We start from the raw sequence: 16,699 nt of genomic DNA on the forward strand, positions 1-16,699 counted from the left end.
GCATAAGCGTTCTTATTTAAAGGTTAAGGTTGAAATTCTTCCTTTAATATATGAAATCTAGCTTATGCCTATTTTTCAAACATAATACCTTTGTGGCTCGACAAACTGCAATCCGCTATAGCACTAAGACTTGCCAAAATAAACACCAAATAAGGACTGATTTTTAGACAATTGACTTTTGGGGTAACCACTTTGTTTCAAAAAAGAGAAAAAGACAATTTATCTGTCAATAGCTCCAATGCTTTGATAGCTTTGACCGAGTTTCCTTTTTCATTGAGTTCGGGACTCCAGACTGCGATGCTGAACTTGTGCGGCATCACTGCGGCTACACCTCCACCTACACCACTTTTTCCAGGAAGGCCTACTCGGAAGGCAAATTCTCCAGCCTCATCATAAAATCCACAAGTCAACATCAAGGCATTGATCCGGCGAGCATGGCTTTCTGACACAATCTCACGATTGGCAAAAATCGAATAGCCATCATTGGCGAGAAAAGAAAAGGACTTCGCCAAATCCACACAGCTCATCTCCATCGCACAGTGAGAAAAATACACATCCAACACCTCCTCCACATCATTTTCAAAGTTTTGATAAGCCTTCAGAAAGTAACCCAATGCGGTATTCCTTTCAGCATGATTTTGCTCTGATTGCTTGACTTCCGGATTGATTCGGACACAAGTCTTCCCCGCAAGTTCATTGATGAAATCAGAAATCTGCGCTGTAGGTTTTTCAAACTTGCTACAAAGCGCATCGGTGATGACCAAAGCACCTGCATTGATAAATGGATTACGAGGAATTCCCTTTTCATACTCCAACTGAGCAATGGAATTGAATGGATTACCACTCGGCTCCACATTGACCCTAGCCCAAAGCTTGCTTTTGAAAACATGAAAGACCATCGTCAGCGTATGCACCTTACTAATACTTTGAATAGAAAAAGGCACCTGATAGTCTCCGACCCCAAAAACATTGCCCTCCAAATCCACCAAAGCAATTCCAAATTGATCAGGATTGACGCTGGCCAACTCAGGAATATAAGTAGCTACTTTGCCTCGCAAATTCTCTTCTTGTACCTCTTGATATACTTCTTCTATGATTTGCTGATAATCCATAATTTCAAAGTGAGAAATTTTTTATGGAGATCAAAATATTTAAGAAGAATGATCTAATTAAAATTATACCCAATTTTCTTATGTATATAATTTTTTTATATATTTGACTTACTGATGCATCAAAAACGCTATGTCAAACAATAACTTAATCAAAGGAAGCTTACAGACCATCATCCTCAAGTTGCTCGAGGAAAATGATAGAATGTATGGCTATGAAATAACCCAAAGAGTCAAGGAACTTACCGAAGGCGAAATAAAAATCACCGAAGGTGCCCTCTACCCTGCCCTCCATAAGCTCGAAGCAGAAGGAATGCTGACTACAGAAATCCAACAAGTGGATAATAGGGTCAGAAAATACTACAGCCTCACCAAGGATGGACAAAAGGAAGTCAGTGCCAAGATGTCTGAGTTACAAAGCTTCGTCGGTAATCTCCAAAGAATTCTTGATCCTGAGTGGAAGCCGGGATTAGCTTAAGAGACCTCTCGCGAAGTTATCAAAGGAGAAAAAGTCGTTAAGATGATTTATATGCACTTTAAAAATAATAACAATTAGAAAGCTATAAAATTGATCAATCATAAAACTTAAACATGGAAAATTTATTAAAAAGAATAACAATCAACCCTGAAATAGCACATGGTAAACCAACCATCAGGAATACAAGATACGCAGTTAGTTTTATACTTGAATATTTAGCTGGGGGTGATACTATAGAAGATATAATAAGGGAGTTTAAAGATTTGGAAAAGGAAGATATTCTAGCTTGTCTGGCCTACGCAGCTCAAACTGTCAACCTCAAAGATTTTAAGATATCAGCCGCATGATATTTCTTCTAGACGCAAATATACCTCCCTCATTAGCTGAAGACATCTCAGGTCACGAGGTTATTCATGTGAGCTCTTTCCCCAAAGGAACGTCTACAAGTGATCGAGAAATAATTGAATATAGCCACCAAAATAATTGCATCTTAATATCAAAGGATTCTGATTTTTATGATTCATTTTTAATATCAAAAAAGCCCCCCAAATTAATTCTTGTGAAACTAGGAAATATTCGATTAAGAGAAATAAGAGACTATTTCAGGAAAAACTTCAACTTCATTGAACAATTGTTAAATCAACATTCAATAATAATTCTAACACCTGAAAGTATTAAAACTTTATGATGCGTCAACTTACAGAAATAGAATTACAGGAAATAAGGAGAAGTATTATGCGGAAAGAAATTTCCTCAGCAGAGATTCTTATGGAGATCTATGACCATTACATCAGCCATTTGCAGGAGTTTTCTGAAGAGGAATTCAATGAACAACTTGTTGAATTAGACCAAAAATTCACATATGGATATTGCCATGCCTTGCAATTTAGATTCAATAAAAAAGCTAAGGAGGATATTCACCAAACTCAATGGGTGGTAATTAGAAAATATTTCTGTGCTTCGAGATGGCTGTACCTAGTGGGGATTTTGGTGTTAGTTTTTTACGTAGCTACTCAAGCTAGAACTGAAAAAGAATTGGGAATCCTTTTGTTATCTCCCATGATGCTTTTGCTTTTAGCAAATATGGCCTTTGGCTATCAAAACATTAAAAAGCTCAGACCCATCAAGAAAACCTTTAAAGATATTGGCATTCCGATCAATTCTTCTTTGGCACTACCAATCACTGAGCGAATGTATTTCCCTATTTTGATGGCGCAACTTTTTGTTTATGTTCCAAAATTAATTTTCTCCCAAATTGACTTATCACCCTTTTTACCTGCAGGAGCAGCCGCTATCACAGTCTTGCTCACACTTTATACCGTCTCTTTATTAGAAGTCTGGAAAATCAAATCAAAAACGGCATTGGTATGAGAACCCTCACTGACATAGAAATCCAAATCATCAAAGACCGACTAGATCGCTGTTTGATTGCTTATGTAGAAATATATGATGAGCTCTTGGATCATTATATCACAGCTTTGGAGCAAACACCTGAGGAAGAGTTTGATCGTAAAAAAAATGCCTTAGATTATGAGTTTTCATGGTCTATCATCAAGCAAATGGAAAAGGACCTGCAAAAGGTTGCTTGGCGAGAATTGATGAATACAGCGAAATCAAGTTATAAGGTTTGGACTTTGAGCTGGAAGAAAATTGGTGTTTTGATGCTTACTTCACTGATTCTAATTCCGATTTTTCACTTTGCTGGAGAAGAGTTTTATTACGTTGCAGCAATGATGTTTTTTGTAATATTGATAGGTTCAGCCATTTATTACAACAGAAAAAAATATGGATTCACGCTATCCATTTCTCCGGGCAAACATCAACCTAAACACATCATGGCAGCAATGTTCTTCGGTTCTCAAGGATTAGTATTTGGGGTGATCAACTTATTTGCACAATTACTCCCTAAGTTTCTACAAAACACTCCTTATGAAAATTTCACTCCAATACTTTTTCTCTTTTTGGGAACACTACTCTTAGCATTTTCTTGGGTAGTATTTACTTCCATCAATCTAAAAACCTTCAAGCTGATCAAATCATGAAGTTAGATAAAGACCAAATCGACCAACTCAAAAAGCTGATCTCCTACAAAGGTTATCCACAAGTGGATGTGCAATATGAAATCTTAGATCACGTCGCTTGCAAGGTGGAAGTACTAATGGAGGAAAACCCACAGCTCAGCCTGCCTGATGCTTTTCGAAAAGTCCATGCCTCTTTTGGGGTTTTTGGGTTTGCGGAATTAGAAGGGTCTTATGTGAAGATGATATCAAAAAGGATGACTAGATATTATTGGGAGGAGTTAAGAAACTTGTTTACCAGCCTAAGGATTATTTTCCCAATTTCAATTTTGGCTATTTTATTTCAGACATCAAGCTGGTTTCAGAATTCCAAATCTTGGATATTGATGCTGATTGGTTTTGTTCTAGTTTCATTCTTGGTAATTGCGATACGTTATTGGAGTAAACATAAGAGGTATAAGCATTATGCATCCTATATGGCTTCGAATAATGTCTATGCCGTGATCAATTTCGGAATCATCACCTGCTCACAAAGTTGGAATTTTGTTTATCGAAATAATTCAACTCCCGATGGGATTTTTCCATTGATCTTTAAGGGAGTAATTTTACTATGCCTTTGTATGCTTTTTGTTAGTATTTTCATTCTTCCGAGGGTTTTAGAGCGAAGTATGGCTGATACAGAAGCTTTGATTCAGGTCTATGGAGAGTGATGATATACTGAGACCACCTACCAAGCACACTCAGATCCTGTCGTTCACACCTACTCTCAACAGGTTAAACCCTTTGTTAAGACATAAGCCAGCCCTACGTAGCTTACCCCCTGTGCCAGCGACCCGTCCGACCGGGCATCCGGGCGGGCAGGACCAACATCTTACCAATGGATTTCAACCCACGGAATCGGAATTCAAAACAGCACCTCCCAAAAGTCCCATAGGGACGAGGGATATACCTTTTCTTAAAACAGCAAAAATGAAATGATAATTTAATTGGAAAGCAAAAAGAGGAAAAAGAACAAATCATTAAATCTTAGGGACTTTCGTCTATCAACAAGATGAAACCAAATTTTATTCCTACATTTGCACCCTAATTCAATTTTACAATGCAAAATATTCGGAATATCGCGATTATCGCACACGTTGACCACGGTAAGACCACCCTCGTGGACAAAATTATCCATGCCTCCAAAATCTTTCGTGAAAACCAACAGTTTGACGACTTAATCCTGGATAACAATGACTTGGAAAGAGAAAGAGGGATTACAATCTTATCCAAAAACGTATCCGTAAGATATAAAGATCACAAAATCAATATTATAGACACCCCAGGTCACGCAGACTTTGGTGGTGAAGTAGAAAGAGTATTGAAAATGGCAGATGGGGTAATCTTATTGGTAGATGCTTTTGAAGGCCCAATGCCACAGACCAGATTCGTTCTGGGCAAAGCCCTAGCGCTTGGCTTGACTCCTATCGTAGTAGTCAACAAAGTTGATAAAGAAAACTGTAGACCTGACGAAGTTCAGGAATCTGTTTTTGAATTGATGTTCAACTTGGATGCTACAGAAGAGCAGTTGGAATTCCAGACACTTTATGGTTCTGCAAAAAATAACTGGATGGGTCCTGATTGGAAAACACAAACAGATTCTATCCTTCCACTTTTAGATGCTATCTTGGATCACATTCCTGCACCAAAAATTGATGAGGGAACACTTCAAATGCAGATCACTTCCCTAGATTACTCCAACTTCGTTGGCCGTATTGCTATCGGAAGAGTAAAAAGAGGAACCATCAAAGAAGGTGCGCAATTGACTTTGTGTAAAGCTGATGGTGTGTTCAAAAAAGTTAAAGTAAAAGAACTTCATGTTTTTGAAGGACTTGGCAAAGTTAAAGTTGCTGAAGTAGTTGCTGGTGATATCTGTGCAGTGACTGGAATTGAAGATTTTGAAATCGGGGACACCTTAGCTGATCTTGAAAATCCAGAAGCACTACCAAGAATCGCCATCGATGAGCCTACCATGAATATGCTATTCACCATCAACAACTCTCCTTTCTTCGGTAAAGAAGGGAAATTTGTGACTTCACGTCACTTGAGAGATAGATTGATGAAGGAAATGGAGAAAAACTTGGCTCTGAGAGTCGAATCTACAGACTCTGAAGATAAATTTTTGGTCTATGGTCGCGGTATCCTTCACTTGTCAGTCTTGATTGAGACCATGAGAAGAGAAGGTTACGAACTTCAAGTAGGTCAGCCACAAGTAATCTTCAAAGAGATCGATGGTGTTAAAAATGAACCAATTGAGGTATTAGTAGTAGATGTTCCTGAGACTACTGCTGGAAAAGTGATTGAGCTAGCTACACAGAGAAAAGGTGAACTCCTTGTCATGGAACCAAAAGGCGATCTTCAACACCTTGAGTTCAGAATCCCATCAAGAGGACTAATCGGCTTGAGAAACAACGTCTTGACTGCTACTCAAGGTGAAGCAATTATGAACCATAGATTCTCTGCTTACGAGCCATTCAAGGGGAATATCCCTGAAAGAAATAATGGCTCTTTGATTTCCATGGAAGCAGGCCCATGTACTGCTTATGCAATTGACAAGCTACAAGACAGAGGTACTTTCTTCATAGAGCCAGGAGACGAACTCTATACAGGTCAGGTGATCGGCGAAAACTCCCGTGACAATGATATCGTAGTCAATGTTCAAAAAGGCAAGAAATTGACCAACATGCGTGCTTCAGGTTCTGACGACAACACCAGAATCGCCCCTCCAAAGAAATTCTCCTTGGAAGAAGCCATGGAATACATCCAGAAAGATGAATACCTAGAAATCACGCCTAAGTCTATCCGAATGAGAAAAATCTATTTGGACGAGAACGAAAGAGCTAGAATGGCGAAGAAAGATTCATAAGTGTAAAAAGTATAATGTACCAAGTACAAAGATGGCCCCAGAAGTTGAAAGACTTTTGGGGTCTTTTTTTTGACCTATGTATTCCTATGGCTATCGGAATCAAAAAACCTCGAAGATTCTTTATTTTATTAGGAGACCAGACCTGTCAGGTTTTGAAAACCTGACAGGTCTTATCAAATAACCATGGTTATCATTTTATTCGTTACCAAACAACAATAGTATTGTTTTATAAACAACACTATTAAACCTCACTTAGCAATACATTTATAAAATCATCTAAATTCTAAAACATCATATACTACTTCATCTTCATTGAGTCCCTCGTAAAAAGGATTGGTTCGGGATAGGTAAAGCCCTTTTTCACCAACGAAGGACTTATACGGATAATGGATTTTGCCAGGGAATCGCTTTTCAGTCAAAATATTAAAGTCCTTATCCAAGACGATGATACTGAAATCATTTTTCAAATGAGGAAATTGATCTTCTGAATCAGATTCGTCCATGTCACGTCCGATATTGACAAATCGATAATACACTTCTCGGTAGGGGTCATGAAAAATGTAGGAATAGGTCGTTTGAGAAACACGTTCTTGAACTTGAATATCTTTGGGCAGATTACTACCTGAGGTGAATTTTAAAGGCTTGGCAAATTCACTCTTGGCATTGACTGATTTAATCAAATCCATATTTTCATCATAAACTAAAATTGAGTCCATACCAGCCCAAGCATAAACCCATTGATTACTTTGTTTGATTCTTGAATAATTACCCATGTCCATCGGCCAAGTCTTACCTCTATAATAATCCGGCATTCGAAAATGATCTAAAACTTGGACCTCATTACTTTCCAAATCTACCAAAACAGCTGGCCTAAACTCTTCCATAGCTTCGGAAGAACTTAAAAAACCATTTAATGTCATATCTGAAAAGTACAATTTACCGTCGTCATAAAGAGTCGGATTGGTTGACCTAGAATAATGGTTGACCATACTTTTCATCATGGCTTGTGGGCTACTTCTATCTATTTTTTGCGGACTGTATTGCGTCACAATCTCTCCTTCACCATTGATCAATGTAATACTGTTCAATAACATCTGCCTAAACAAAAAAATCGAATCTGCATTGTGATACCAAAATCCATATAAAGCAGGAATTGGATATTTTTCATCTTTCTGAATAGCCGTTCTTTTTAATCTTTCACCAGATGCCAAATCATAAAAATCAAAAGAGAAATTAACCTTGTTCATCACCAGCAATAGATCCTTTTCTCCTTCTTGGATTACCTGAAACTCTGGAAAATTAAAATCAGACAAAGAGTCAATCTCTAGCTTGACTTGTCCAACCTCGGTGAAATCATTCGTGTAAGCTCGCTTTTCTGAATTAGCTCCTTTTTCTGAACAAGAAATTAAAATAACAAAAACGAAAGCAAATAGCGGTAAGTGACTTTTCATGAACTTGTTGATTAGAGATACAATCAACTAAGTTACTGTTTTAAGAATAAAAAACAACTATCTATTTCTTCAACTCATAGAGTTGTCAATTTTCTCTCTCAGCATTCCTAAAAATACCTCCCTTTCATGAACCACAAAATCATGTTGCTCTCCGCCCTTAGTTTGAAGTCTCACTCCATTATCTATAAGTCCTCCCGTCTTTCTAGCTATACATGAAAGTATATCCTCGTAAGGAAAATCCTTTTGGCCTTTTTGAATATTGAATTTATGTCCCTTGAAAATGAGCTTTTTATTTGTCAAAAACACTTGCCCTCCTACTCCTTCAATACCACGAAATAAATTTGCCGCTTGCACGTATTCTATTTTCTCATCTATTTCAAGTGAAGGTGTGATTGAGTCTACTAGCTTCTCGAACATAGGGGCACCTATCCACTCCATCAAAATTGGAAAACCAACACCAAATACTCCACCAAAGAAAATCCCCATAAAAACCAACTCTTCGGCCGACTTGACTTCTCCTCCAAAGATCAAGTCAATCAAAAAGAGAGAGAAGGAATAAACAACACCTGAAGTAATTGCAAAAACAAGTCGTTGTTTCAAATTCAAGTTAAATGTAACGTTCTTCATCATAAGTATCTTTAATGGATTAAAATCTATACCCGACCCTCAAATGTAAATCGATAGTGGGTCTACCGTCATTCTAAATAAAACTCGTACTCTTAAATTTTACTTTTCCTATTTTATAGAGTTACCATTATTAATATCCATCATTGCTTGGACGGCTTTATAAATCAGCTCTGTTTTTTCCTTCTCTTTGAAATTGATAATAATAGTTTCTCTTTCAAGTGTGGTTATTTTCAAAAAAGGGCCCCTTCTAGAATGAATCAACAAGCGCGTTTTCCCTATGTCTTCCACATTAAAAAAGCCCTTTTTAACTTGACTAAGTCCTAAGCCATTTGTACGAGCCTTGATAGCGGGATCTTTCAGTAAAAGCTCCACAGATTCGATTGCTTCAGTTTTCAATTCAAATCCATAAGCCCCTGAAAATTTCAATCGCTCATTGTTTAACTCATAGCCCGAAGGAATCACACCATAAACTATACTTCCAAAAGCAAAAACTAAAACTATAACAGTAAAGACCACTTTAAATCGAGAATCAACGAGTTTCTCCTTATTGTGATCGTACTTTCTAGCCTTCCATACAATCAAGGCAACACCCATCAAAATAATTCCTGGAACAAAATAACTCAATACAGAAGCTAACTCAAGCCACTTCAATACATAATGTCCTACGATCACCAAAGCCCCCAACAACACAAGAGCGTTGCTCATAAAAGTAGATAAGCCTTCAATATCTACATTTTCCTTTTGCCTTTGCGACATGGTATTATAGCCAGCAATTAGATTTGGAAAGGCTTTTACCAAGAAGCCAAAGGCAATTAAAATTAAGGCAGTAATGATCATAAGATAGACTGTTTTTTTAACTAACAAATTTATTGAAACTACACTTTTTTTAGAAATCATCAAACTATAACTCTAACTTCAGAAAATTGGAATAAAAAAACCGAGCATCTCTGCCCGGCTTTAATTTTCTAATCTTGAAAATTTTCAATCTTCAATCACTTTACTCTCCTTGAGCCAAGCTATAACCTCTCTCTCCATCGAAGGTATACAGGTGTTCTGTCTTGATAAAGTCAAAACCAAGTTCCTTGATCTGACGAAGTAGTTCCAATACATCTTCATGGCTAATGGTGCTTTGATCGGCGGTTTTGAATCTACATCTCCAGTGGTCTGTACAGAATGTTTCCGGCTGACCATCAGGATATACTTTCACTCCTCTATTGGTGATCAGGTGAAGTTTCAGTCCATTCGCATCTGCTTTTCTGAGGCCTTCGCCAATCACATCTGGATTTCGTCCTGCTTCATCCCAATCGATGAAAACATCCACACCTACAAGTTCCTTCTTAGCCTTAGTCACAGGCTTCAGCTGTATATTGATCGGCGAATTATCAGATTTATCAAAACTTACTGGAGCCATATTGCTAGGTATTTGACCTAATCTTGCAATGACAGCATCAGCGAAGGACTGAGTACCGGCTTTCTCTTTGGATATTCCTTCTTGGTAGATATCACCAGTATGAATTCCATCCTCAAGAGTTTTCATCCATGCATTGGCAACTTTCTCAGCTACTTCTGGCTGTCCAATGTGGACCAACATAGAAATCGCACCATTTAATAAACCTGATGGATTGGCCATATCCATGCCAGCAATATCTGGAGCCGAACCATGTATTGCTTCAAACATGGCTACTTCCGCACCGACATTAGCAGAACCTCCTAGACCAACGGAACCAGTCACCTGCGCTGCAATATCAGAGATAATATCTCCATATAAGTTCAAGGTCACGATCACATCAAAAATCTCTGGTCTCTCTGCAATCAAAGCAGACCCAATATCTATGATTTTGTGGTCAGTTTCAATTTCTGGATATTCCTTAGCAATCTGATCAAATATCTTATGAAAAAGTCCATCACTCAATTTCATGATGTTGTCTTTTGTCATACAGGTTACTTTCTTCCTGTTGTATTTTTTAGCGTACTCGAAAGCATATCTAATGATCTTCTCTGAGCCTGGTTGAGAGATCAATTTCAAAGTTTGATATACTTCTTCTGTCTGCCTATGCTCTATACCAGCATAAAGATCCTCTTCATTTTCTCTGATAATGACCATATCAGTCTTAGGAAAGTGTGTCTTCACAAATGGTGAGTAAGCCTTACAAGGTCTTACATTAGCAAAAAGTCCAAAAGATTTTCTGGTAGTCACATTCAAACTTTTGAATCCTCCACCCTGAGGCGTGGTGATCGGAGACTTCAAAAATACTTTGGTCTCTCTCAAAGAATCAAATGCTTTGGGTTCCATTCCAGAACTGATACCTTTCAAATATACCTGTTCGCCGATTTCGATCACATCGTATTCCAGTTGAGCGCCAGCAGCTTCCAGTATTCTGAGAGTAGCTTTCATGATCTCTGGACCGATCCCATCTCCATAGGCTACGGTAATTTTTCTTTTTGATGACATATATGTTGTATATTTAGTTGAATATTCTGACTGGGACAAAAATAGCAAAAAAAGGCTGAAATCAGGGGGTAAACCTATTATAAATTAGCATAATACCTGTCATATGTGAAGAGCGGTCATAGGGCTAGATTCTCACGCTAGATCAATGATATGCGTATTTTCCGGCCAAATACTTTGGGATTGAAAGTGCTACTTGTATATTTGATTCCAAACATTCACCAAAAAACATGGCTGAACAAAAAAATATTCTTTCTGAAGAAAAAGATGGGATCCTCTATCTCACAATTAATAGAGAATCTAAACTTAACGCCCTCAACTTTGACACCCTGGAAGAAATCAGGAATATTTTTTATGAAGTCGTAGACAATAAAGAAATCAAAGGCGTAATTATAACTGGCTCAGGCGAAAAAGCATTTATTGCAGGAGCTGATATCAGTGAAATCGCAGAGCTCAACGAACTCAATGCTCGGAAATTTGCTGAAAATGGACAAGATGTTTTCAGCTTAATTGAAAACTGCCACAAACCCGTCATCGCTGTAATCAATGGCTTTGCCCTTGGCGGTGGCTGTGAATTGGCAATGGCCTGTCACATGCGTGTGGCTGCTGCCAATGCTAAATTTGGTCAACCTGAGGTCAATCTAGGCATCATCCCAGGCTACGGAGGAACCCAAAGACTTACCTACCTAGTCGGGCGTGGCAAAGCCAATGAGCTGATGATGACTGGTGACATGATCGGGGCAGAAGAAGCCAAAAGTCTCGGACTTGTTAATCATGTTTTAGCTACCAAAGCAGATGCCTTAGATAGAGCAGAAGAAATATTGAAAAAAATCATGACTAAAGCTCCTTTGGCCATCGGCATGATAGTAGACTGTGTCAATTCTGTTTACAATAGAGAAGAAAATGGCTATCAAACCGAAGCTAACAGCTTTGCCCGTTGTGTCAAATCGGGTGACTACAAAGAAGGAACTACAGCTTTCCTCGAAAAGAGAAAACCAATCTTCAAAGGGGAGTAATTCCCCTTTTTTCTTTTTCTAGAATGGGTCAACTGAAAAAACTTGCCGGGCAAACGGCTATCTACGGCATTAGCAGCATTCTGGGAAGGACGATAAATTTTTTACTCCTCCCTCTATATATCGTCTATCTTGACAAGGAAGCACTTGGATCATTTACGAACATCTATGCCCTGATTGCCTTCCTCAATGTGCTCTTTACTTATGGAATGGAGACGACTTTCTTTCGCTTTTATACTGGAAAAGGATTGGACCAAAAGAAAGTTTACGCACAAGTCCAATCTCTATTACTACTTACCTCTTTTGGACTTGGATCAATTATTTTCATGTCGGCAGAGCAGTTGAGTATTTGGCTAGATTATGAAGGCAAAGCCTACCTTTTTCAATGGGTTGCTGGTATTCTAACCATAGACGCTATTTTGGCTGTACCATATGCCAAACTACGGGTTGAGAACAAAGCACTTCAATTTGCTCTTTCTAAGTTAACCAACATCCTTTTCAATGTAGGATTCAATATTCTCCTAATCGCTGTAAGCTATCATATTTGGAATGGAGATTACTGGATAGGATTACAGGAGTTAGTCAATAGCTATTATCACCCTGACTGGGGCTTTGAATACATTCTGCTATCCAATCTGATAGCAAATGCGCTGATGATTCCTATCCTGCTATATCTTTCAGGCACATTTAGGTTCCAATTAGACTTATCATTTTTAAAGCCCATGTGGAAATACTCCATCCCCTTGCTTTTCATGGGTCTTGCAGGAGTGACCAACGAGGTGTTTTCCAGATGGCTCTTTGAATATGTCATTCCTGATGGGTTCTACTTTGGCTTGACAGCTAGGGAAGCAGGCGGGCTTTTTGGTGCCAATTTTAGATTGGCTATTTTTATGAGTCTGATTATTCAAGCGTTCAAATTTGCCGCAGAACCATTTTTCTTCAACCAAGCTGCTGATAAAAACAGCCCTGAACTTTTCGCCAAGGTTATGCATGCTTTTGTGATATTTTGTTCAGCTCTGATGATCGTAGTTTCCGTCAATTTGGACTTGATAGGCAAAGTCATCTTAGTAGAACAAGCCTATATAGATGTCATGTATATTGTCCCTGTCTTATTATTAGGTTATTTGTTTTTAGGCATTTATTTCAATTTGAGCATATGGTTCAAGCTCACCGACCATACCAAATACAGCTTCTACTTTACATTATTGGGAGCTATGATTACTATTGCTACCATTTTGATTTTAGTGCCAAAAATCGGGTTTATGGGAGCAGCTTTGAGCACCTTACTTTGTTATTTGATCATGTCTGCTGCATGTTATATCTATGGTCAAAAATTCTTCCCTATCCCATATCAAACAGGAAAAGCTATCCTCTATATCGTTGCCGCTACCGCTTTGAGTTATGCAGGCTTTTATTTAGAGTCTAATTATGCTGTACTCCAATTTATCTTCAGAAACTTGATGGCAGTTCCTTTTCTTATTTTAATTTTACTGCTTGAAAAAGAGCAGATTTCTAATTACATAAAAAACAGGAGATAACCCTATTCTTGGATGAGTAAGAAAAAGTGGTCAATCAAATGACCACAAGAATCAAACAAAAATTATGAAAGTAAAAGTCATCAATCTATCCAAACATCCTTTACCCGCTTATCAGACACCTCAATCAGCAGGCTTAGACCTTAGGGCCAATATTGATGAGCCTGTTACTTTAGGTTCCTTGGAACGGAAGCTCATTGGAACGGGGTTATTTGTAGAATTACCCCAAGGGTACGAAGCACAAATACGTCCCCGTTCCGGTTTGGCATTCAAGTATGGACTAACTGTTCTCAATAGCCCAGGCACTGTAGATGCGGATTACAGAGGAGAGGTAAAAGTCCTTTTGGTCAACTTATCCCATGAACCATTTACAATAGAAGATGGGGAAAGGATTGCACAGATGGTGATAAGCAAACACGAACAGATCAGCTGGGAGGAAACTGATATGTTGTCAGACACAGAGAGAGGTACTGGAGGATACGGCAGCACAGGAAAATCGTAATCACTTGCACCAATTTGCCTTAATTCTCGTTACATAATCTGGCATAATGGCATTAGCTACTAAAAGGCATTATGTTTGTAGATTGAATCAACAAAAATCAAGTCAAAAAAGGCTCTCCCCTATCAAGACCACATTCTATCAAAAAAAGCCAGTGAGAATTAAATCGATTATATTTATACTATTCTGTACAGGATTATTTTTGAGTACCGAACTCTTTGCGCAAGAAAAACTTTCGCGCAAAGAGCGTAAGCAAAAATTCCAAGAAACACAGACGAGCAGACTTTTCATCGAGGGTCAGAAGTACCTCATGCTAGAGGACTATGATCGTGCATATTTTTATTTTCAAAAAGCAAGAGATCTTTCTCCCGATCAGCCTGCAATCAACTTTAAAATTGCAGAAATTCTACTCAAAGCAAACAGAGTAGAAAGTGCACTAGAATACGGTATGCAAGCCGTAGAAGCAGACCCGGAGAACAAGTACTACAACCTGATGATGGCTGAGGTTTTCACCAAGCAAAGGCAACCCCTAAAGGCAGCAGAAATCCTCGAAAACCTAATGGAAAGCTCCGAAGGCAATCAAAACTATATTTTGGATTTGGCCTCTTTGTATTTGAATGCAGGTGAGTTTGATAAAGCATTGAAAGCATTGGATCAAGCAGAAGAGTACTTTGGTATAGTAGAGCAGCTAACTGTTCAAAAGCAGAGAATTTATCTTAGAAAAAATAACCTCGCCAAGGCAATAGAGGAAGGCGAAAAGCTCATAGAAGCACATCCAGGAAATTCTCAATATGTATTGGCATTGGTAGAGATTTATTTTAACAATGGCAAAACCAATGAAGCTATTGCTTTGATAGATAAATCTCTTGAATCTTATCCTAATCAACCTGAACTTCAAATGGCTAGCTATGCACTATACAAGGATTTGGGTAACCTGCAGAAATCAGAGGAATTGATCTTGACCGCATTTGCAAATCCAGATTTAGACGGAATGGTCAAAGCACAGGCATTTTCTGATATTCTCCAGGAAATGAAAACCGAAAAGAGAGAACGAAAATTGGATGATTTGGAAAAACTCATGTTAGAAAATAATCCAAATGATGCTAGTGTATTGACTGTGGTAGGAGACAGAAGACTTTTCAATGAAAATAAGTCAGAGGCACTATCGTACTACAAAAAGGCAATTGCTATCAAAAATGATAATCCGCAAGTTTTTCAAGGAATAATTACCATCATGTTTGAAAGGGGTGGAGATTTTGAGGAAATAGAAAAGTATACCATCATGGCTGTGGATGAATTTCCAGATCGAGCTGAATTTTGGTTTTTTGATGGGACAGCCAAGTCCGCCCTTAAAAAAGGTGAAGAGGCAGAAGAATCTCTTTTAAAATCACTTGAAGTTAATCAAGGAAAAAATAAACAACTGGTTCTTTTGGTCAATGGCCAATTGGGGGATGTATACCACAGCATTGGTAATAAAGATAAAGCTTTCGAAGCTTACGAGAAAGTATTGGCTGAAAATCCAAATGATGAGCATGTCTTGAATAACTACGCGTATTTCCTATCGCTTTCCAAAACTGATTTGGAAAAGGCAAAAAGTATGTCTGAGAAGCTGGTCAAAAGGTTCCCAAAAAATTCAACCTACCTAGATACCCATGCCTGGGTACTTTTTCAGTTGAAAGATTATGAAGGCGCTAAGAAATACATGGAAATGGCTCTGAACGAAGAAGATAACCCAAGCGGTGTAATGCTAGAGCATTACGGCGATATCCTGTATCATTTAGGTAATAGAAATGAAGCCATTGCCTACTGGAAAAAAGCTGAGGGAGGGGAAGAGACCACCGAACAGCTTTTAAGAAAAATCAAGGATCAGAAATATTATGACTAGAAAATTTTTAGGTGCTGTTTTATTATTGACTATTCTATTGAGTGGCTGTGTCAAAAAACCTAACCTTTATACCTCTGATGAAGTCATGCAGGAATTTACTCCAGCTTATTTTGACTTCAACTACCTGAGTGCTAGAGCAAGAATCGTCATAGAAGAACCCAATGGAAAGACTACCAGAGGCACCTTAAATCTCCGTGCAAAAAAAGATAGTGTAATTTGGTTTAGTGTAACACCTGGACTTGGCATAGAAGCGCTCCGAGGAATTATTACTTCTGATAAAATTCGAATCAAGGATCGAATCAATGGTCAGGATATCAACATGAGTTATTTGGAATTTGAAGACCGATTTGGTCTCAAGCTATCTCTACAACTTTTCGAAAATCTCATCTACGCCAATATCCCAGAAGAATTCAGCTATAGAGATCGTCTGATTAGAATTGGTAGAGCTTTTGAATTGACACAAGTAAGAGATGGGGTTCGATACCATTCCAGAGTGAGTACTACTATCGGTAAAGTAGAAGAACTGACCAGTAACTCCCTGTCCAACACAGGAGCATTACTGGCTAGTTTTCCTCTTTTCGAAGATGTCAATGGTCAACCATTTCCAAGCAAGGCATTATTGAAAATTTCCTTTAATTTGGATGGTGAAATGCAAAGCTCCATTATTCATATCGAAATGTCACGAATCGAAACATCAGACGAGCCGATCAGCTTCCCTTTCCAGTATTGA

General features: G+C 38.2%; 17 protein-coding genes. 12 read left to right on the forward strand and 5 right to left on the reverse strand.

From position 1 onward, the window contains the following. Positions 1-197: 197 nt before the first annotated feature. Positions 198-1,112 (reverse strand): glutaminase, encoded by a 915-nt coding sequence (locus tag CHB66_RS13915; protein ID WP_089241993.1) that lies wholly within the window; start codon positions 1,110-1,112, stop codon positions 198-200. 130 nt (positions 1,113-1,242) lie between these two features. Here CHB66_RS13915 and CHB66_RS13920 point away from each other — a divergent pair, with 130 nt between their 5' ends. The 7 genes from CHB66_RS13920 (at position 1,243) to typA (ending at position 6,510) form a co-directional block, all read left to right on the forward strand. Beyond that, the gene (locus CHB66_RS13920; RefSeq protein WP_009034270.1) at positions 1,243-1,587 is read left to right on the forward strand and encodes a PadR family transcriptional regulator; all 345 of its coding nucleotides are present in this window, start codon (positions 1,243-1,245) and stop codon (positions 1,585-1,587) included. 113 nt (positions 1,588-1,700) lie between these two features. Further along, positions 1,701-1,934, forward strand: a complete 234-nt coding sequence (locus CHB66_RS13925; protein ID WP_089241995.1) for a DUF433 domain-containing protein — start codon at positions 1,701-1,703, stop codon at positions 1,932-1,934. Next, positions 1,931-2,275, forward strand: coding sequence for a DUF5615 family PIN-like protein (locus CHB66_RS17310; protein WP_089241997.1), 345 nt, complete (start codon positions 1,931-1,933; stop codon positions 2,273-2,275). Before CHB66_RS13925 ends, CHB66_RS17310 begins: the two co-directional genes overlap by 4 nt. Then, complete coding sequence (locus CHB66_RS13935; protein WP_245812736.1) at positions 2,272-2,958, forward strand: hypothetical protein; 687 nt, start codon at positions 2,272-2,274, stop codon at positions 2,956-2,958. The genes CHB66_RS17310 and CHB66_RS13935 overlap by 4 nt, the downstream gene beginning before the upstream one ends. Beyond that, positions 2,955-3,629, forward strand: a complete 675-nt coding sequence (locus CHB66_RS13940) for a hypothetical protein (RefSeq protein WP_089241999.1) — start codon at positions 2,955-2,957, stop codon at positions 3,627-3,629. The genes CHB66_RS13935 and CHB66_RS13940 overlap by 4 nt, the downstream gene beginning before the upstream one ends. Next, positions 3,626-4,315, forward strand: a complete 690-nt coding sequence (locus tag CHB66_RS13945) for a hypothetical protein (protein WP_089242001.1) — start codon at positions 3,626-3,628, stop codon at positions 4,313-4,315. The genes CHB66_RS13940 and CHB66_RS13945 overlap by 4 nt, the downstream gene beginning before the upstream one ends. Before the next feature lie 389 nt (positions 4,316-4,704). Further along, positions 4,705-6,510: a translational GTPase TypA gene (gene typA / locus CHB66_RS13955; RefSeq protein WP_089242005.1), complete on the forward strand. Its 1,806-nt coding sequence runs from the start codon at positions 4,705-4,707 to the stop codon at positions 6,508-6,510. Positions 6,511-6,782: 272 nt separating this feature from the next. On the opposite strand, the gene CHB66_RS13960 is transcribed toward typA, so the two are convergent. The 4 genes from CHB66_RS13960 to CHB66_RS13975 all read right to left on the reverse strand — a co-directional run bounded on the left by CHB66_RS13960 (position 6,783) and on the right by CHB66_RS13975 (position 11,040). Beyond that, the gene (locus CHB66_RS13960) at positions 6,783-7,961 is read right to left on the reverse strand and encodes a DUF4221 family protein (protein WP_089242007.1); all 1,179 of its coding nucleotides are present in this window, start codon (positions 7,959-7,961) and stop codon (positions 6,783-6,785) included. A 69-nt stretch (positions 7,962-8,030) separates the two neighbouring features. Beyond that, positions 8,031-8,591, reverse strand: coding sequence for a PH domain-containing protein (locus CHB66_RS13965; RefSeq protein ID WP_089242009.1), 561 nt, complete (start codon positions 8,589-8,591; stop codon positions 8,031-8,033). A 105-nt stretch (positions 8,592-8,696) separates the two neighbouring features. After that, positions 8,697-9,425, reverse strand: coding sequence for a DUF3784 domain-containing protein (locus CHB66_RS13970; RefSeq protein ID WP_089242132.1), 729 nt, complete (start codon positions 9,423-9,425; stop codon positions 8,697-8,699). A gap of 160 nt (positions 9,426-9,585) precedes the next feature. Continuing rightward, the gene (locus CHB66_RS13975; protein WP_089242011.1) at positions 9,586-11,040 is read right to left on the reverse strand and encodes an NADP-dependent isocitrate dehydrogenase; all 1,455 of its coding nucleotides are present in this window, start codon (positions 11,038-11,040) and stop codon (positions 9,586-9,588) included. 227 nt (positions 11,041-11,267) lie between these two features. On the opposite strand from CHB66_RS13975, the gene CHB66_RS13980 reads away from it, so the two are divergent. From CHB66_RS13980 to CHB66_RS14000, 5 genes are all read left to right on the forward strand, one after another. Then, positions 11,268-12,053, forward strand: coding sequence for an enoyl-CoA hydratase/isomerase family protein (locus tag CHB66_RS13980; protein WP_089242013.1), 786 nt, complete (start codon positions 11,268-11,270; stop codon positions 12,051-12,053). Between the two features lie 23 nt (positions 12,054-12,076). Continuing rightward, positions 12,077-13,588: a lipopolysaccharide biosynthesis protein gene (locus tag CHB66_RS13985; RefSeq protein WP_089242015.1), complete on the forward strand. Its 1,512-nt coding sequence runs from the start codon at positions 12,077-12,079 to the stop codon at positions 13,586-13,588. 64 nt (positions 13,589-13,652) lie between these two features. Then, positions 13,653-14,087, forward strand: a complete 435-nt coding sequence (gene dut / locus CHB66_RS13990) for a dUTP diphosphatase (RefSeq protein WP_089242017.1) — start codon at positions 13,653-13,655, stop codon at positions 14,085-14,087. 46 nt (positions 14,088-14,133) lie between these two features. Further along, positions 14,134-15,969, forward strand: a complete 1,836-nt coding sequence (locus tag CHB66_RS13995) for a tetratricopeptide repeat protein (protein ID WP_089242019.1) — start codon at positions 14,134-14,136, stop codon at positions 15,967-15,969. Further along, positions 15,962-16,699 (forward strand): DUF4292 domain-containing protein, encoded by a 738-nt coding sequence (locus CHB66_RS14000; protein ID WP_089242021.1) that lies wholly within the window; start codon positions 15,962-15,964, stop codon positions 16,697-16,699. Before CHB66_RS13995 ends, CHB66_RS14000 begins: the two co-directional genes overlap by 8 nt.

This window comes from Belliella buryatensis, assembly GCF_900188245.1.
GTDB classification, from domain to species: Bacteria; Bacteroidota; Bacteroidia; order Cytophagales; family Cyclobacteriaceae; genus Belliella; species Belliella buryatensis.